General features: G+C 44.0%; 11 protein-coding genes. 6 read left to right on the top strand and 5 right to left on the bottom strand.

The features are described from left to right. Nucleotides 1–37: 37 nt before the first annotated feature. Nucleotides 38–1252: a glucose-1-phosphate adenylyltransferase gene (locus tag EJP82_RS02700; RefSeq protein ID WP_127190487.1), complete on the bottom strand. Its 1215-nt coding sequence runs from the start codon at nt 1250–1252 to the stop codon at nt 38–40. Nucleotides 1253–1444: 192 nt separating this feature from the next. Here EJP82_RS02700 and glgB point away from each other — a divergent pair, with 192 nt between their 5' ends. Next, nucleotides 1445–3442 carry a 1,4-alpha-glucan branching protein GlgB gene (gene glgB, locus EJP82_RS02695; RefSeq protein WP_127190760.1) on the top strand — a complete coding sequence of 666 codons (1998 nt, stop codon included), beginning with the start codon at nt 1445–1447 and terminating at the stop codon, nt 3440–3442. Continuing rightward, nucleotides 3439–4869 carry a glycogen synthase GlgA gene (gene glgA, locus EJP82_RS02690; RefSeq protein ID WP_127190486.1) on the top strand — a complete coding sequence of 477 codons (1431 nt, stop codon included), beginning with the start codon at nt 3439–3441 and terminating at the stop codon, nt 4867–4869. Before glgB ends, glgA begins: the two co-directional genes overlap by 4 nt. A gap of 120 nt (nt 4870–4989) precedes the next feature. Here the strand turns inward: glgA and EJP82_RS02685 are convergent, their stop codons facing one another. The 4 genes from EJP82_RS02685 to EJP82_RS02670 all read right to left on the bottom strand — a co-directional run bounded on the left by EJP82_RS02685 (nt 4990) and on the right by EJP82_RS02670 (nt 8399). After that, the gene (locus tag EJP82_RS02685; protein ID WP_281278183.1) at nt 4990–5658 is read right to left on the bottom strand and encodes a 3'-5' exonuclease; all 669 of its coding nucleotides are present in this window, start codon (nt 5656–5658) and stop codon (nt 4990–4992) included. 347 nt (nt 5659–6005) lie between these two features. After that, nucleotides 6006–7001, bottom strand: coding sequence for an electron transfer flavoprotein subunit alpha/FixB family protein (locus EJP82_RS02680; RefSeq protein ID WP_127190484.1), 996 nt, complete (start codon nt 6999–7001; stop codon nt 6006–6008). Between the two features lie 21 nt (nt 7002–7022). Then, on the bottom strand, nt 7023–7796 hold the full coding sequence (locus tag EJP82_RS02675) for an electron transfer flavoprotein subunit beta/FixA family protein (RefSeq protein WP_127190483.1): 774 nt from the start codon (nt 7794–7796) through the stop codon (nt 7023–7025). Between the two features lie 21 nt (nt 7797–7817). After that, nucleotides 7818–8399, bottom strand: a complete 582-nt coding sequence (locus EJP82_RS02670; RefSeq protein ID WP_127190482.1) for a fatty acid metabolism transcriptional regulator FadR — start codon at nt 8397–8399, stop codon at nt 7818–7820. A gap of 237 nt (nt 8400–8636) precedes the next feature. Here EJP82_RS02670 and EJP82_RS02665 point away from each other — a divergent pair, with 237 nt between their 5' ends. Genes EJP82_RS02665 through EJP82_RS02650 form a run of 4 tightly spaced genes read left to right on the top strand, consistent with a single transcriptional unit; the run spans nt 8637 to nt 16242 of the window. Beyond that, the gene (locus tag EJP82_RS02665) at nt 8637–10793 is read left to right on the top strand and encodes a (Fe-S)-binding protein (protein WP_127190481.1); all 2157 of its coding nucleotides are present in this window, start codon (nt 8637–8639) and stop codon (nt 10791–10793) included. Between the two features lie 29 nt (nt 10794–10822). After that, the gene (locus tag EJP82_RS02660; RefSeq protein ID WP_127190480.1) at nt 10823–13219 is read left to right on the top strand and encodes a 3-hydroxyacyl-CoA dehydrogenase/enoyl-CoA hydratase family protein; all 2397 of its coding nucleotides are present in this window, start codon (nt 10823–10825) and stop codon (nt 13217–13219) included. Between the two features lie 22 nt (nt 13220–13241). Further along, nucleotides 13242–14423: an acetyl-CoA C-acyltransferase gene (locus EJP82_RS02655; RefSeq protein WP_127190479.1), complete on the top strand. Its 1182-nt coding sequence runs from the start codon at nt 13242–13244 to the stop codon at nt 14421–14423. A gap of 52 nt (nt 14424–14475) precedes the next feature. After that, nucleotides 14476–16242: an acyl-CoA dehydrogenase family protein gene (locus EJP82_RS02650; protein WP_127190759.1), complete on the top strand. Its 1767-nt coding sequence runs from the start codon at nt 14476–14478 to the stop codon at nt 16240–16242. Nucleotides 16243–16269 lie beyond the last annotated feature (27 nt).

Here is a 16269-nt window from a genome sequence, read left to right as displayed (position 1 = left end):
CCGTTCGGATTCATCACCGAACGGTCCTTTTGACGTTTTATGAGGATACTTCTGCACGAAGCCGGGCAGTATTATCGTATACTTCCTTGAGCAAACGGGAAGGCTGGGGACGAAGTATTGGTTTAGCGGCTACAATCTCATTTGGTGCAACAACTGTAATTTCACTAGTGCTACCCTTAATAACAGCACCATCCTTAATAATGGCACCCTCACCGATAATGGCACGTTCAATAATGACATTTCGCCCAATTTTAACATTAGGCATAATGACACTATCTTTGATCTTGGCATTCCGACCGATTTCGGTGCCATTGAAAATGACTGAGCTTTCTGCTGTACCTTCTAACGAACAATCATCATGGATCATGCAATTTTTACCCTGTTTTGCCTGTGGTTTAAGTGATCCAATCTTGGCACGAAGATCGCGAGTATACATCGGCCATTCTTCGTTCATCAGTTGCCAGTCAGGGCTATTACTGAGTAGGTCCATATGAGCTTCCCATAAACTATGGATCGTTCCTACATCACGCCAGTATCCTTTGAATTCAAATGCATGAAGACTTTCCGTACCGGCAAGCATCTTTGGAATGACATCTTTTCCAAAGTCATGACTCGATTTGGGATTTTTTGCATCATCAATCAAATATTTTTTCAAAAAACTCCATTTAAATAAATATATTCCCATGGATGCCAAATTACTGGCAGGTTTTGCGGGCTTCTCGGCGAATTCCGTAATACGGGATTGATCATCTTTAGACATGACACCAAATCGATGTGCTTCTTCCCAGGGTACAGGCATTACGGATATCGTTGCTGAAGTACTGCTATTCACATGGAAATCCAACATTTCTCTATAGTCCATGTGATAGATGTGATCCCCCGATAAGATGAGTACATTCTCAGGTTCATGCGCATCGACGTAATCAATATTTTTGAAGATGGCATCTGCTGTCCCTAAATATTCATCAACACCAACGTTATACGATGGAAGCATGGAAATTCCGTTGTCATCTGTTCTGGGAAGTTTCCAAGCTTCGCCTTCTCCGATATGTTCATGTAATGACTCAGCTTCATATTGAGTTAAAACTCCGATGGTATTGATCCCAGAATTAACGCAATTGCTGAGAGGAAAATCGATAATACGATAATGTCCACCAAAGGGAACGGCTGGTTTAGCTTGTTTGGATGTAAGTGGAGATAGTCTTCGACCTTCCCCTCCGGCAAGCAACATTGCAATACAATTATTTTTCATCTTTTTTTCCTCCCGTGTGGTTTCGCTCATGTTATACATACATAAACAAAATAAAAAGTCGTTGAATCTAAAAATATGGAAATTGATTAAGAAATATTACATATACTTTTCATGAACGTAATTTTCTTTTTTCATGAAGGGAAGTTTTGGGTAAATATGAACGTGGGACTATATTCTAAAGTAGGTGATCATTTGTCAGAGCAATCCATTCAAGGAAGTCCCGTTTCTAGAACAGACATTTATTTATTTCATGAAGGTAAGTTATACCGAAGCTACCACACGTTTGGAGCCCACTTGGTTGAGGAAGATGGTACAGAAGGTGTTAGATTTACAGTCTGGGCGCCAACTGCACAACAAGTCGGGATCGCCTCGGACTTTAATGCATGGCAAGGGAAAAACGATTTATTATATAAGATACCCGATTCGGGAATTTGGACTCGTTTTTTTCCCGGGCTTACAGAAGGTATTTTTTACAAGTATGAGATAACAGGAGCAGATGGGAATATCTCGCTTAAAGCCGACCCTTATGCGTTCCATGCAGAAGTCAGACCGGATACGGCCTCGATTATCAAATCGTTGGGTGGATACACATGGGGAGATGACTTATGGAGAAAGAGTAAGCAGGATCCATTTCAACAGCCGATTAACATTTATGAGATACACTTTGGTACATGGAAACATAAAGAAAATGGTGATATGTTAACTTATCGTGAAATGGCAGAAGAACTTATTCCTTATGTAAAAACGATGGGATATACCCATATTGAAATTATGCCGATAACGGAGCACCCTTATGATTTGTCTTGGGGATATCAAACAACAGGTTATTTCGCCCCCACCAGTCGCTATGGGACACCACAAGACCTGATGTATTTCGTGGATCGCTGTCATCAGGAAGGAATTGGAGTCTTACTTGATTGGGTACCTGGACATTTCACTAAAGATGCACATGGTCTAAGAATGTTTGATGGAAGTCCGCAGTATGAATATGGTGATCATCTATTAGCCGAAAAACCGGGCTGGGGAACGCTTAGTTTTGATTTCGGTAAACCCGAAGTTCGCTCGTTCCTAATATCAAGCGCATTGTATTGGTTGGATCTATATCACTTCGATGGCTTACGTGTGGATGCGGTGACGAGTATGATCCGCTTAGACTTTGAGAAGTCTGAGAGTCAATATCGTCTTAATCATCAAGGGGGAGTTGAAAACATCGAGGCCATTTCGTTCCTTCGCGAGCTCAATGAAGTTGTGTTTAGTTACTATCCCGATGTATTGATGATGGCAGAGGAATCAAGTGCGTGGCCTGGTGTTACGAATTCGGTTAAGGATGGAGGACTTGGATTTAACTACAAATGGAATATGGGCTGGATGAATGACACGCTGAAGTACATAGAGAAGCCATTTGAAGAACGTCCAAATAGTCATCAGCTACTAACCTTCCCTATCTGCTATGCTTTTTCGGAGAATTTCACACTTCCGTTGTCCCATGATGAAGTGGTTCACGGAAAGAAATCATTGGTTAATAAAATGCCAGGCAGTTATAGTGATAAATTTGCCGGATTACGGTTATTACTGGGATATCAGATAACATCTCCTGGTAAAAAGTTGCTGTTTATGGGTGGAGAGTTCGGCCAGTTTATCGAATGGCGAGATCAAGCACAGCTCGATTGGTTCTTACACGAGTATGAAGCCCACCGGAAGATGTCACATTACACCGCTGCACTAAATCGTTTGTATTTAAATGAACCTGCACTTTGGGAACAGGATCATAGCTGGGATGGTTATCAATGGATTAACCCACATGACTCCACGCAAAGTGTGATCTGTTATTTACGCAAGGGCAGAAAGGCTAAGGATACTGTCTTAGTAGTGATTAATTTCCTCCCGGTTGCCAGAGAAAATTACCGTGTAGGCGTACCTAGGTTCGGGATTTACAATGAAATTTTCAATAGCGACAATGAGGCCTACGGTGGTGAAGGGCATATTCAGCTTACAAGCCTATCTAGTGAGAGAATTCAGTGGCATGATCAGTTACAAAGTGTCGTGATGACTCTTCCACCGCTGAGTATGACCATCTGGAAAAAGGCGGCCAGAAGCCATGACAAACGCGTCATATTGGATGAAGAAAGAGATAAGGTACAAGCTTCAGGAGTCTTAAGGAAGACTTCTCTAAGGAGGGTTAAGAAATGAAAATTTTGTTCGCTGCTGCTGAAGCGGCACCTTTTATCAAAACAGGTGGGTTGGCAGATGTCATAGGTGCGCTACCGAAAGCATTACGTAGTGCAGGGCATGATGTGAGAGTTATTTTGCCTAAATACCGAGAAATTCCAGCACAGTATCGTGATGCTCTGCAACATCTAGGAGAGGTAATAGTGCCTGTTGGGTGGCGGAATCAATATTGTGGAGTTCAATATTTAGTTTGGGAAGATATCCCGGTCTATTTTATCGATAACGAATACTATTTTGGAAGAGATGGAGTATATGGACATTGGGATGATGGGGAACGGTTTGCCTTTCTAGATCGGGCTGTACTAGAAGTGTTACCGCTAATTGATTTCGCCCCTGACGTGCTCCACTGTCATGATTGGCATACAGCGATGATTCCTTTACTCCTCCGGGAACATTATCAAGGAAACGAATTCTACCAAAATATCCGAACGGTGTTTACCATACACAACCTGCTGTATCAGGGTATATTCCCCTATGGCATATTGGGAGATTTGTTAAGTTTACCTCATCATTATTTCACCGTAGATGGTGTTGAATATAATGGGAATGTCAGCTTTATGAAGGCGGGTCTGGTATTTGCAGACCATGTGACGACGGTTAGTCCTACCTATGCTGAGGAGATTAAGACGACTCATTATGGGTATGGTCTTGACGGACTCCTAAGGTCACTGGGAGACCGTTTCTCGGGGATTGTGAATGGGATTGATACGAAATTATATAATCCGGTGAGTGATCAGCAGCTTGCGGTTCGATATCGGAGTAGTCTGGCTAAGAAACGTGAGAATAAAATTCAGCTACAACAAGAATTGGGACTGGAACAATCAGCTGACATTCCACTTATTGCTATGGTGACGCGAATGGTAGAACCAAAAGGGCTCGATTTGGTGACGCGGGTGATCGACGAATGGTTACACTTCGATGATGTTCAGTTTGTCATTCTGGGTACAGGTGATCGGGCTTACGAGGATTGGTTCCGGGAAGCGGAATATCGTCATCCTGAGAAACTGTCAGCCCAGATTAAATTCAACGATGGATTATCTCGCCGCATTTATGCGGGAAGCGATCTGTTTCTCATGCCATCTCAATTTGAACCGTGTGGGATCAGTCAATTATTGGCTCTTCGCTATGGAAGTATCCCCATAGTGCGTGAGACCGGAGGTCTGAATGACACGGTTCATTCGTACAATGAGTTTACGGGTGAAGGTAATGGATTCACTTTTCACAGCTTTAATGCACACGATATGCTGCATACCCTGAGGCGGGGAGTGTCGTTCTACAGGGATGAAGAACATTGGAAGAAGATAGTAAGCAACGCACTTGCGGGGGATTATAGCTGGGATGTTTCGGCTGAAAAATATATAGATATCTACCGGCGGGTAAGTCAGTAATCATTTTCAAAATCAAACCTAAATAAATTGGCTCTGAGGGCACGAAAAAAAATAACCTCCATGCAGAAGCATGGGGGCTATTTAGTGTTTTAGGTTGTGATGCTGAAACGCGTACCTAACTCAGAAAGTTACTCGGCTGTTAGGAAATGCTAAGTGACTTCTTGAAGATGATGTCTTCGGCCGTTTCTTCGCAGGAGCCGAGAAGGGGGTATAACCTCCAACAAACATCGTTCCTATCTTACAACCATGTGCTTTGGAGAGTTGTACTGGATCAGCGTGATTTTCCCGTTCTAGTAACTTCAGAAGAATCTTCGCACATGCACGAGCATCATCTAATGCTTCATGATGGTTAAGCGCAATGCCATAATAAGCAGAAATCACATTTAATTTATAGGAAGATATATCTTGTAGCATTTTTTTACTTAGCAAATAGGTGCAGTAATATTGGAAGGTAGGATAATCTATACCCGATTGATCTAGACAGTAGCGTAATACGCTCATATCAAATGAAGCGTTGTGTGCTATAACCTGTTTTCCTTGTAGGAGAGGTTCAATTGTAGGCCAGAGCTCATAAAAAGTAGGCATTCCGTTAACCATTGCGGGAGTGATCCCGTGGATCTGGGTATTTCTATAGTCAAATGGCTGCTGTGGATCGATTAACCAGACTTGTTCCGAGGTGATAACTCCTTGTTGGACTTCGACAAGGCCAAGGGAACAAGCACTTGATCGATTCGCGTTCGCTGTTTCAAAGTCTATTGCAACAAAATCCATGGGTAAGTACTCCTTAATGTTCGTGTTAGGTATGTAAAGCTATCTATTCATACTATAGTGGCTTGCTAGAAAATACAATTACAAAAGGCTCAATGGCAAAATCAGCTTATGAACAAAAGTATAACGTAGATCAATGACCGCTCCGCGGACGGATTATCCTTACGATCGCTGTTGCCTCCAAATTTGTTTGAATATATCGCTATAGCGGTGAAAATTTGGAGGCAAAGGCGAACGCTTTGCTTCTTCAGGATAATTCCGTCCTCTCCGCTACGATCAGCACATACTTCTACTATTAAATACTACTGATTCCTAGCTTGAGCCAAAAACGCTCAACAAAAATAACCCGTAGCCACTCACAATGTGAGCTACGGGTTATTTGTATATGCCAAAGCTTTCTTGAACTCTTCCGTCAAGAGTGGGACGACGATGAACAAATCCCCGACGATTCCGTAATCGGCTATTTTGAAAATAGGTGCTTCAGGGTCTTTATTGATGGCAATGATGATGCGGGATTGGCTCATTCCGGCTACATGCTGAATGGCCCCGCTGATTCCGCAAGCGATATATATTTCGGGTGTAACCACTTTACCCGTCTGACCAATCTGCAGGGCGTAATCGCAATATCCTGCATCACATGCTGCGCGGGATGCTCCCACAGCTCCATTTAATACTTCAGCAAGCTCTTGGAGCGGTTTGAACCCATCGCTGTTCTTCACACCTCTTCCACCGGACACGACTATTTTGGCTTCAGTCAGATCCACTTTACCTGAGGTTTTGCGAATGACATCTTTCACAATAGAACGAAGCGAGGGAGGAGGGGAATAGTAGATTGTGATAATTTCTGCTTGTGAGCTAGCCGTATCAGCATTAGCAGCAGTTATGTTATTTGGACGTATCGTAACGACTTGGGGACCGTCCGTGAATTTCTTTTGTTCAAAAGCTTTGCCCGCATAAAGAGGTCGAGTATATATAACCTCAGCATTGGCTTTTTCTATAGCAATCACATCTGAGATTTGACCCGCATTTAAATACGCTGCGATCATCGGAGCCAGGTCACGTCCTGAAGCTGAATGCCCTAAGAACACGGCATGTGGGTTTAAGTTGTCTAGTAATCCTTTAATCACAGTGAAGTAAATTTCCGAGTTATATGTCTCTAAATCGACGTGGTCGATGACATGAATTTGACCGCTAACGTACTGGGATAACTGTTCCACAATAGGTGATATCTGATGTCCCAATACGATAACCGAGATGAGGTCGTCATCCTCTTTAGCTATACGAACAGATTCAAGCGCTTCCAAGGTGACTTGACGTAGCTTACCATCACGCACCTCTGCGATGATAACATATGATTTGCTCATAAGCACATCCCCTTTGCTTTATTAAATAATCATTCCATCAGCATCTTGAAGAAGATGAACGAGCTTGGAAGCCTGTTCAGTTAGCTCACCTTGTAAAATTTGGCCTGCTTTACGTTTGGGTGGAAGGAAGAGGGAGTGACGTTCAGTTTTGGCGCGGATTTCAGTCATTGAAAGACCAAGATCGTCTAGAGTGAGTTGATGAAAAGGTTTCTTCTTTGCTTTCATAATACCGGGTAAAGTGGGATAACGGGGTTCATTCAAGCCTTGTTGAGCTGTGAATAGTGCAGGGAGGGTCACAATCAATGTTTCGATATCGCCCTCGGAGTCACGTTGAACAACGGCATGATCATCTTCGGTAACGTCGATTTTCGTAATCGAAGCTACATGGGGAACATTAAGCAATTGGGAGAGGCGAATGGCCACTTGGCCACCCCCATTATCGATAGAGAAATTGCCACCGAGAATAAGATCGTAGGATTGCTTATCTAGATAGGCAGCCAATATTTTGGAAATGCTGAACTCGTCAACGGAAATTTGATTGTCGGATATCAGCACGGCTTCATCAACACCCATTGCCAGCGCGGTTTTTAACGCCTCTGCTGTACGGTTAGGCCCAACTGAAATAACGATGACTTTGCCTCCATGTTGTTCCTTTAATCGTAATGCTTCCTCAACGGCATATTCGTCATAGGGGTTGATGATAAATTTAACTCCGTCCTCGGAAATGTCCCCTTCTAGAATTGCTACCTTCTCCTCCGTATCAAACGTTTGTTTGAGAATGACATAGATATTCATCTGCAAGCTCCTCTCTAAAGATTACTTCAAACCCTTCAAGAAAAATTCAATGGTTTTGTCCACTTGGGCAGATAACGAATATTTCCTACCAGATATAAGCCACGAGGTAACAACTTCATCCATACCACCAAACAAGAGTAAACGGGTTAACTTTATATCAAGATCAGGACGAAAGGACTTCTCTTGAACCCCCTGTTCTAGAATATGCTCGATCAGTTGGATGTATGGTTTCACGGAGAGACCAATTGCTTTACGGAGTTCAAACGAGCTTTGGCGAAGTTCGATCTGAGTGACAAAGGCGAGATTTACGTTTTGCTCCAATTCGGTGAAATGGATTTCGCAAATTTTACGTAGTGCCTCTTCCGCGGAGTTTGTTTCGCGAATGCTATCGTTGAATGTGCTGACCAATTCACCCAATCGTTGTTGGAAAAGGGAGATGAGAATATCTTCTTTGTTCTTAAAATAAAGATAAACGGTCCCATCGGCAATCCCAGCCTCCTTTGCTATTTTGGAAATTTGCGAACCATGAAAGCCGTTTTCGGCAATGACTTTTAGGGCGGCTTCTAAAATTAGTTCGAATTTTTCTTGTTTTTTACCCGTCATGGAGACACCTCAGTATTAGTATTTGGATTTAATGAATGAGGTTTCATTCATTTTTATTCCGATCTTCTGGAAAATAGTGCATGAAATTTATCTGTTCTCTATATAGATTGAACTAAAGGCAAAAGTGAAAGTGTCAAAATTCTCTTTATGATCTTTGTACATGTATATTATGTGAACGCTTTCTTAAACACAGGTTGGTGACACTTTTTTCACAAAAATAGAAAGGACGGGGGAGAGATGGGGTGGCAGATTACGAATTTCATGTTGTTCCTGGCGGTAACAGGATATGGGTTCTATTTATTTTATAAAGCCATTTATCATCGCTATCTGTACTTAAAACTCGGAGTACCTGCGGACTTCAAGCAGCGGGGTAAAGGAAGATGGGCAGAGTTCCTGTCACAGGTATTTGGTCAGAAGAAGTTGATGAAGGATCCTAAAAGTGGATTGATGCACATCCTTATTTTTTACGGATTCATTATTTTACAGTTCGGAGCCTTGGATTTGATTGTAAAAGGTATAACAGCAGGGAAACACTTGCCGATTCCAGGTTATGAAGTGTTCAGCCTAATGCAGGAAGTGACCGTGGTTCTGATCTTGATCGCTATGGGCTACGCAACTTATCGTCGTTATGGAGAAAAGCTGACTCGCTTAAAAAGGGGCTGGAAGCCTAGTATCGTTGTCTTTTTCATTTTCTTCTTGATGTTGTCTGTCGTACTCAGTCTAAGTTTCGAACGTTTGTGGCTGGATCTGAAGTTTAGTGGTTACGCTCCGATCTCCTCCATCATTGCTGTCGCCTTTACTGGAATCTCAAGTAGTACGGCATATGGCTGGTTTATTGGATTTTGGTGGATGCACCTCCTGATCCTCTTATCATTTCTGGTGTATGTGCCGCAGTCGAAACATTTTCATATTATGACCGCCCCCCTTAACATTTGGTTCCGTCGTAGTGAACCTGTAGGCCGGCTCACAAAGTTGAATTTAGAAGATGAAGAAGCAGAGAATTTTGGTGTTGGTAAGATCGAGGACTTCTCTCAGAAACAAATGCTCGATTTCTATGCTTGCGTGGAATGTGGAAGGTGCACCGATGTGTGTCCTGCAAGCAATACGGGCAAGGTGTTATCACCCATGCACCTCATTACGAAACTCAGGGATCATATGGTGGAGAAAGGAACGGCAGTAACCGGAAAATCAACTTGGGTACCTAGTTATTTATTTGCAACGAATGGGGCTCATTCACTAGTTACAAAGGAGGAAGAGCATACCTCGTGGCACGAGAATGATAAAAAAGGGATCACGAATATCGTGCCAACACTTGACTGGCATAAAACAACTTGGGTCAAAGGAGATAAGAAACCTGAACAATTAGAACTCATCGGAGATGTCATGACCGAAGCGGAAATTTGGTCCTGTACGACCTGTCGTAATTGTGAAGATCAATGTCCGGTAAGTAATGAACATGTGGATAAGATTATAGATCTGCGCAGACATTTAGTCTTGATGCAGGGAAGTGTTCCTCATGAGGGACAACGTGCCATGCAGAATATTGAGCGGCAGGGCAATCCCTGGGGCCTGAACCGGAATGACCGAGCCACATGGACTGGAGATATTGGGGGCATTAAGGTTCCAACAGTGAAGGAAAACCCTGACTTTGAATACTTGTTTTTTGTAGGCTCGATGGGCTCCTACGATCTTCGGAGTCGCTCGATTTCGAGGGCCTTTGCCCGGTTATTGAATGAATCTGGCATTTCTTTTGCCATTCTGGGAAATGAGGAGAAGAACTCAGGTGACACCCCTCGCCGGATGGGCAATGAAATGTTATTTCAACAGCTGTGTGCTGACAACATTGAGATTTTCCAAGGATACGGGGTTCGTAAGATCGTTACCGCGTGCCCACATACGTTCAACACATTGAAGAATGAGTATCCCCAATTCGGACTTGAGGAGGTGGAAGTCTACCATCACACACAGTTACTGGATCAACTAATTCAAGCTGGGAAGTTGCATCCCCGTCATGAAGTGAAGGAGAGAATTACGTATCACGACTCTTGCTATCTTGGGCGCTACAACAATGTATATGACGAGCCACGTAATATCCTGAAAGCCATACCTGGCGTAGAAGTAGCGGAAATGAAGCGGTCTCGCGAGAATGGGATGTGTTGTGGTGCTGGTGGCGGGATGATGTGGATGGAGGAAACAGCGGGTAAGCGAGTAAATGTGGCCCGTACGGAGCAGGCGCTAGAAGTGAATCCAACAGTCATTAGCAGCGCATGCCCATATTGTCTAACGATGATGGAGGACGGCACCAAGATGAAGGAAGTTGAGGAAATGGTTAAGGCGAAGGATATTGCAGAAATCTTGGAGCAATCCGTATTTGGAGATCATCCCATTCGTTAGTAGAACTGATCAGAACTGGAGGTAGAAAGATGAACAAATCCATTCGTAAGGCGGCTGTCATCGGCTCGGGAATTATGGGTTCTGGTATTGCTGCTCATCTGGCTAATGTTGGAATTCAGTGTTTATTGTTGGATAGGGTACCTCAAGTGTTGACTGATGATGAAGTTAGGAAAGGATATACACTCGATCATCCTGTGGTTAGAAATCGGTTCGCCACGGGAGCAGTGGAGAAATTGAGCAAGAGTACGCCTTCACCTCTTTACGACATTACTTTTGCAGAGAGGATAACGCCGGGGAATCTGGAGGATCACCTGTCGCAGATTGTAGACGTGGACTGGGTGATTGAGGTTGTTGTCGAGAATCTTCAGGTCAAAAAGGATCTTCTCAGCAATGTGGAACGTTATTGGAAACCCGGGATGATTGTGAGCTCCAATACGTCAGGGATATCTATTCATGAGATGGTGGCAGATTGTAGCGAAGCCTTTCAGCGGAATTTTTTAGGAACACACTTCTTCAACCCACCTCGTTATATGAAGTTGCTAGAGATCATTCCCGGACCTCTGACTGATCCAGCGATTGTCCAGCAGATGAGAACCTTGGGTGAAAAAGTTCTAGGTAAAGGTGTGGTCTTAGCCAAGGATACACCTAATTTTATTGCGAACAGAATTGGTACTTATGGGCTTCTCATTACCTTGCAAGCGATGGTAGAACAAGGTTTCACTGTGGAGGAAGTGGATGCGGTTACTGGACCCGCTATGGGGCGCCCGAAAAGTGCAACTTTCCGAACATTAGATATAGTCGGACTTGATACATTCATTCATGTGGCAGAAAATGTATACGCAAATGTAACAGATGAAATGGAGAAGGCAGCTTTTACAGTTCCTGAAGTAATGAGCAACATGGTCGAAAAAGGATGGCTAGGCGAGAAGTCCGGGCAAGGTTTCTATTTGAAGAAAAAAGGAGCGAGCGGTAGTGAAATATTATCACTGCAACTCTCAACCCTGGATTATGTTCCACAAAAGAAGGTGACTTCTGGTTCTTTGGAAGCGGCCAAACTGGCAAAAGGGGCTAGGGCGAAGACCAAAGCACTCATTACAGCGGGTGATCGTTATTCAGAATTTGCCTGGAATATTCTAAAACATGTGTTGATTTACTCCGCTGAAAAAGTAGGTGAAATTGCCGATTCAATTAATGAAATCGACGAAGCGATGAAGTGGGGTTTCAATTGGGAGTTGGGTCCGTTTGAGACATGGGATGCAATTGGGCTGGTCAAATCCGTGGGGCGCATGGAAAAGGAAGGGCTGAGTGTTCCAACGTGGGTGAAGGAATGGATCGCACAGGGAAATCAATCGTTCTATCAGAAGGAAAATGGAACTTTATATTATGTATCTGAGCAGAGTTATAAGCAGGTTGAACAACCAACGGAAATCATTTCGCTGCGTAGCTTGAAAGAGCAGAACAAGATTGTGAAAGGTAATGAAGGTGCAAGTCTGATCGATCTGGGAGATGGTGTAGCCTGTTTAGAGTTTCATTCGCCTAACAATGCCATTGGTGCAGATATCTTAATGATGATTCAACATAGCTTGGAAGAAGTACGCAGTAACTTTGAAGGGTTGATCATTGCTAATCAGGGCCGGAACTTCTGTGTAGGGGCCAACATTATGTTGCTGTTGATGGAAGCCCAGGATGAAGAGTGGGATGAGATTGATAGCATTATCCGGATGTTCCAGAACACGATGTACAAAGTGAAAAGATTCGATAAACCCGTTGTCGCCGCTCCTCATCGGATGACCTTAGGCGGGGGAGTAGAAGCTTGTATGCCTGCGGATCAAGTCATTGCAGCAGCCGAAACATATTACGGTTTAGTTGAATTTGGAGTGGGACTCATTCCTGCGGGCGGGGGATGCAAGGAACTCACCATGCGGGCAAGTCAACATGTAGGGAATACAGATGCAGATCTTCAACCTTATATAAATCATATTTTTGAAACGATAGGCATGGCTAAAGTATCGACTAGTGGTCACGATGCCAAAAGATTAGGATATCTACGTTCATCAGATCGCATTATCGCGAATCAGGATCATTTAATATATGAGGCCAAACAGTCTGTACTACGGATAAGTAAAGCAGGTTATGAACCGATCCCACAAGAGAGATTTCAGGTCGTAGGTAGCGAAGGGAAAGCAGTCCTGCAACTAGGGGCACTTGGAATGAGAGAAAGTGGGTATATCAGCGATCATGATCTCCTCATTGCCAAGAAACTAGCTCATATCCTTGCCGGAGGTGATGTACCAGCAGGTACTCTTGTGAGTGAACAGTATATGCTCGATCTGGAACGGGAAGCATTCCTTAGTTTGTGCGGGGAGCCTAAGACCCAACAACGGATGCACCATATGTTGACGAAAGGTAAGGCACTACGAAATTAACATTTCGGGGAGTGAGGATGGTATGAAGGAAGCTGTCATCGTATCCATGGCACGTACTGCGATCGGGAAGTCCAAGAAGGGAAGTCTAGTGCAGACACGTGCGGATGAGTTGGGGAAGGTCGTTCTGGAAGCGGTAATAGATCGAGCCCCCGGTCTGAAAAAGGAGGATGTAGAGGATATAATTATCGGTTGTGCTATGCCGGAAGGAGCACAGGGTTTGAATTTTGCCCGCATTATATCGCTATATGCTGGGTTTCCAGTGACGGTTCCAGCCATAACGATCAATCGCTTTTGTTCTTCTGGGTTACAGTCTATAGCTTTCGCTGCCGAACGGATTATGTTGGGGCATTCCGAGATTCTGATCGCCGGCGGGGTAGAGAGTATGAGCAGCGTACCGATGACGGGCTTTAAGGTCTCGCCTAATCCGAGAATAGTCGAGGAAATGCCTGAAGTCTATATTGGAATGGGGCATACGGCTGAGCGTGTTGCGGAGAGATTTAGTATATCTCGTGAAGATCAGGATTCTTTTGCAGCTAGATCGCATGAGAAAGCAGTCAGGGCGATAGCTGAGGGGAAATTTAAAGATGAGATTATTCCTATTCATGCAGAATTGAAAAGCGTGGATGATAACGGCAAAGTCCGGGTGAAATCATTTGTTTTTGATACCGATGAAGGCGTTCGTGCGGATACAACGATTGAAGCACTGGGTAAGCTGAAGTCGGTATTTAAAGTAGGAGGTACGGTTACAGCAGGAAATGCTTCTCAGACAAGTGACGGTGCAGCTGCAGTTGTCATCATGAGCAAAGAGAAGGCCGATGAACTCGGGCTAGAGCCGCTAGCAACGTTCAGATCATTTGCAGTAGCAGGTGTGGAGCCGGAAATGATGGGTGTCGGACCTGTCAAAGCGATTCCAAAAGCACTGCAAATGGCAGGGATTACGCTTGATGATGTAAGTCTCTTTGAGATTAATGAAGCTTTCGCCTCCCAATGTGTGCATGTCATTCGCGAGCTTGGAATTAACGAAGAGATCGTCAACGTGAACGGCGGGGCCATTGCACTCGGACATCCGTTAGGTTGCACAGGCACAAAACTTACGACTACGCTGATTCAAGAATTGCGGCGGCGTGGTGGGGGTTACGGCGTTGTCTCGATGTGTATAGGGGGTGGAATGGGAGCCGCAGGCGTATTTGAAGTGCATCCGTAGGTCGCAATGATATTCACTCATGCGGATAAAGGAGAGGGGAACGGTGATTAAGATGATGAACAAAGTATTGGGCGGAAGTTTCATGATTGAGGATATCGATTATCGGCAGATTGTGACTCCAGAAGACTTCACCGAAGAACACCGGATGATTGCGGAAACAACGGAAAAATTCGTGGCCGGTGAAATTATTCCGAGGGACGAAGAAATTGAAAAGTTGAACTATGGATTGACCGTGCAATTGTTGCAAAAGGCAGGTGAGCTTGGGCTTCTGGGTGCTGAAGTTCCAGAAAACTACGGAGGTTTCGGACTGGATAAAGTAAGTTCCACGTTGATTACGGAGAAGCTGACAAAGGCCTCGTCGTTCTCCTTGTCCTATGGTGCTCATGTAGGCATTGGTACGCTACCTATTGTTTATTTTGGAACAGAGGAACAGAAGCAGAAGTATTTGCCTACGCTCGCTTCAGGTGAGCAAATTGCCGCTTATTGTTTGACGGAACCCTCTTCAGGATCGGATGCCCTCGGTGCCAAGACAACAGCTACTTTAACAGAAGATGGTCAATATTACATTCTCAATGGGAGCAAGCAATTCATTACGAATGCTGGTTTTGCTGACATATTTATTGTGTATGCCAAAGTGAATGGTACGGATTTCAGTACCTTTATTGTGGAACGTACCATGGTTGGGGTCAGCATTGGTCCGGAAGAGAAGAAAATGGGCATCAAGGGCTCATCCACATGTCCATTAATTCTGGAGGATGTCAAAGTTCCTGTAGAAAACTTGTTGTGGGAAGTAGGCAAAGGACATTTAATCGCATTTAATATCTTGAACATAGGGCGTTTCAAATTGGCTGCGGGTTGTGTTGGTGCTTCCAAAGATTCAATCGAGTACGCCGCTAGTTATGCTAATGAACGCTCACAGTTTGATCGTAAAATTTCCTCCTTTCCGCTCATCGGCAAAAAACTGGCGGACATGAACATTCGAACTTATGTGTTGGAGAGTATGGTTTACCGAACGGCGGGACTATTTGATATCGGTTTAGCTGAAGTTGATTATGATAGCCTAAATGTGGGATATCAATCTGCCAAAGCGATTGCAGAGTATCAATTAGAATGCTCCATTAATAAAGTATTTGGTTCCGAAACACTTGACTTCATCGTGGATGAAGGGGTGCAGATTCACGGAGGATATGGCTTTATTCAAGAGTACCGGATTGAGCGAAATTACCGTGATTCTAGAATTAACCGGATTTTTGAAGGGACAAATGAAATTAATCGCTTACTCATCCCAGGGACGTTAATCAAACGGGCAATGAAAGGCGAGTTACCTTTGATGCAAAAAGCATTACAGTCGGAGATATTAGGGTTAGTTCCGACCCAATCATTCGAAGGTACGCTAGAGCAAGAAAAGCATTTATTGTCCATGGCGAAGAAGATATTCCTGATGGTTGGTGCACAAGCCGTGCAAAAGTACCAAATGAAGTTAGAACAAGAGCAAGAGATCCTAAGCCATCTGGCAGATATGATGATCTTGGTGTTCGCAATGGAAAGCGCTTTACTTCGTACAATGAAGCTGGTGGATCAAGTAGGAGAAGTCAAAGCGGCAAATGCGATTCATATGACAATGGCCTTTATACACGAGCAGTTTGATGTGATCGAATGCCGGGCGCGTGAAGTTCTGGCTGCTATGGAATCAGGAGATACACTTCGAACAGGGCTTTCTGTACTCAAAAAACTGACAAGAAGAACCCAAATCAACACCTTTGGCCTGAAACGACAAATTGCTGCAAAAGTGATCGAGGCGGAGAAGTATGTTGTTTAAGTGCGATGTCGATTCCGCAGCTTGATA

Source organism: Paenibacillus anaericanus (assembly GCF_003994475.1).
Lineage (GTDB): Bacteria > Bacillota > Bacilli > Paenibacillales > Paenibacillaceae > Fontibacillus > Fontibacillus anaericanus.
Note: the sequence above shows the minus strand (reverse complement) of the source record. Positions and strands in the feature narration are given on the sequence as shown.

Excerpts from the sequence above, each read along its gene's own strand:
- EJP82_RS02660 (WP_127190480.1), top strand. The coding sequence starts at position 10,823 with ATGAACAAATCCATTCGTAAGGCGGCTGTCATCGGCTCGGGAATTATG.
- EJP82_RS02680 (WP_127190484.1), bottom strand. The coding sequence starts at position 7,001 with ATGAGCAAATCATATGTTATCATCGCAGAGGTGCGTGATGGTAAGCTA.
- EJP82_RS02665 (WP_127190481.1), top strand. The coding sequence starts at position 8,637 with ATGGGGTGGCAGATTACGAATTTCATGTTGTTCCTGGCGGTAACAGGA.
- EJP82_RS02655 (WP_127190479.1), top strand. The coding sequence starts at position 13,242 with ATGAAGGAAGCTGTCATCGTATCCATGGCACGTACTGCGATCGGGAAG.
- EJP82_RS02675 (WP_127190483.1), bottom strand. The coding sequence starts at position 7,796 with ATGAATATCTATGTCATTCTCAAACAAACGTTTGATACGGAGGAGAAG.
- EJP82_RS02700 (WP_127190487.1), bottom strand. The coding sequence starts at position 1,252 with ATGAAAAATAATTGTATTGCAATGTTGCTTGCCGGAGGGGAAGGTCGA.
- EJP82_RS02650 (WP_127190759.1), top strand. The coding sequence starts at position 14,476 with ATGATGAACAAAGTATTGGGCGGAAGTTTCATGATTGAGGATATCGAT.
- glgA (WP_127190486.1), top strand. The coding sequence starts at position 3,439 with ATGAAAATTTTGTTCGCTGCTGCTGAAGCGGCACCTTTTATCAAAACA.
- EJP82_RS02670 (WP_127190482.1), bottom strand. The coding sequence starts at position 8,399 with ATGACGGGTAAAAAACAAGAAAAATTCGAACTAATTTTAGAAGCCGCC.